1 protein-coding gene is annotated in these 2,047 nt (G+C 61.4%); it reads left to right on the top strand.

The genetic code is table 11. The features are described from left to right. Positions 1-143: 143 nt before the first annotated feature. Positions 144-2,009: an HlyD family efflux transporter periplasmic adaptor subunit gene (locus tag BDOA9_RS31565; protein ID WP_025037951.1), complete on the top strand. Its 1,866-nt coding sequence runs from the start codon at positions 144-146 to the stop codon at positions 2,007-2,009. Positions 2,010-2,047: the final 38 nt, after the last annotated feature.

The raw sequence follows: 2,047 nt of genomic DNA, 5'->3' as shown, positions 1-2,047 counted from the left end.
TGCGTGAGGGGCCGTGAGACCCAGCTCCTGATACGTTGTGGTTGACCTGAACTGACAAGGGAGGAGCTAAAGGTAAGAATGCTTGAGTGTTCATGCAGTAGAGGTGGCTTGGGAAGTACGTGCGGACGTTCTGCGACTGAGTCATGAGCGTTGAGGCCGACGTGACCGATCGCATTGCGGCTCTTCCGGGAGCGGCGGGTTTTGCCGTGCTCGATCAAGCGCTGTGGAATCAGCTCCGAACGGCCGAAAATGCCGAGGCCTTTTCTGTTGCTTGGCTTGCTCTGCAATGCCGTCTGATCGAGGGAGCGACCGGCGGCGTTGTCGTGCTCGGCGAGCCGGAGGTGGGACCCTTCGCACCCGCGGCCGTGTGGCCGGATGAGAATGTCACCAGGCCCGAACTCACGAATGCCGCAGAGCAGGCGATCAAGCAGCGCCAAGGGATTGTCGCGTCTCACGCGAGCGGAGCTGGCCGTTGCTTTGCCGTGCCGCTGATGATCGATGAGCGGTTGCATGGCGTCTGCGCTATTGTCGTTTCAAATTCGACCTTGCCGGCGCAGCTTGTCATGCGTCAGCTCCAGTGGGGGGCGGCCTGGATCGAGCTATTGCTCATACGGAAGGAGAATACCTCCCAGGCGGAACAGCGCGAGCGCACCGGCACTGCGTTGGACCTGCTCGCGACGCTCCTGGAACACGGCCGGCTCGAGGAGGCTGCCACCGCCTTCGTCACCGAGTTCGCTCTTAGACTACAATGCGATCCGGTCAGCATCGGTTTTGTCCGCCGCGAGCGTTGCCGGGTTTTCGCAATCTCGCACTCCGCCGCTTTCGGCAACCGGATGGACCTGATCCAGGACATCGGCGCGGCCATGGACGAGGCGGTCGACCAAAAGGCCATTGTGCTCTACCCGCCGAACGAGGAATGGGAATATCGCGTCACGCGCGCTCACGCCGACCTGGCCGTCGCTCACAAGACGGGAGCAATCCTGACCATCCCGCTGCAGGCAGGAGGCGAGATCATCGGAGCCGTTACGTTAGAGCGCCTGCGGGGGTGTGGCTTCGATGAGGCGACCGTCGATCTCTGCGATGCTGTTGCGGCCGTGGTCGGACCTGTATTTGCGGAGAAGCGGGCAAATGACCGCCTGCTTATCGTGAAGGCAGCCGAGAGCATCGCTACCCAAACGCGGCGATTGTTCGGGCCCGACTACTTCGGACGCAAGCTCGCGATCGTCCTGAGCGTCGTGTTGGTCGGTATTTTCAGCGTCGTCAAAAGCGACTATGCCGTGACATCGCCCGCGATCGTTGAAGGACGGATCCAGCGGACTTTGGTGGCGCCGTTCAACGGATATCTTGGCGCCGAATATGTCCGTGCCGGTGCCATCGTCCACGCAAGTCAACTGCTCGCCACGCTCGATGACCAGGATCTTTCACTGGAGCGCCTGCGCTGGAGCACGACCCGGCGTCAGCGGTTGACCGAATATGATCGTGCGCTTGCCAAGGGCGAGCGCGCAGAGGCAAATATCGCGCGCAGTCAAGTTGATCAGGCCGACGCGCAACTTGCTCTGCTCGACGAACAATTGGCCCGTACCAAGATCACCGCTCCCTTCGACGGCGTCGTTGTAAGCGGCGATCTCAGTCAGAAGATCGGCGGCTCAGTCGAGCGCGGTCAGGAACTGTTCAAGATAGCGCCGCTGAACGCGTACCGTGTGGTCCTCGAGATCCACGAGAGCGATATCCAGTATGTGCGTGAAGGTCAAGGCGGCACGCTCCTGCTTGCCTCGCTGCCAGATCTCGCGCTTCGCTATCAGATCGAACGGATTACCCCGACGGCCGAGCAGGCTGAAGGCCGTAATTTCTTCCGTGCGGAAGCGCTGGTGGACGGTGCGAACGAACGTCTTCGGCCGAGCATGGCTGGAATCGCCAAAACCGATATCGACCGGCGGCTGCTGATTCGCATCTGGACGGACAAGCTCGTCGACTGGGTGCGACTTGCAATATGGCGGTGGCTGCCGTGAGTAAATCTCGTTCCCCAGGGCCGCGGCAAGAAACCAGG

The sequence above is a fragment of the Bradyrhizobium sp. DOA9 genome, assembly GCF_000617845.2.
In the GTDB taxonomy this organism is placed as follows: Bacteria; Pseudomonadota; Alphaproteobacteria; order Rhizobiales; family Xanthobacteraceae; genus Bradyrhizobium.
Note: the sequence above shows the minus strand (reverse complement) of the source record. Positions and strands in the feature narration are given on the sequence as shown.

Bases quoted from the DNA above. Each gene is read 5' to 3' on its own strand.
- BDOA9_RS31565 (WP_025037951.1), top strand. From the start codon at position 144: ATGAGCGTTGAGGCCGACGTGACCGATCGCATTGCGGCTCTTCCGGGA.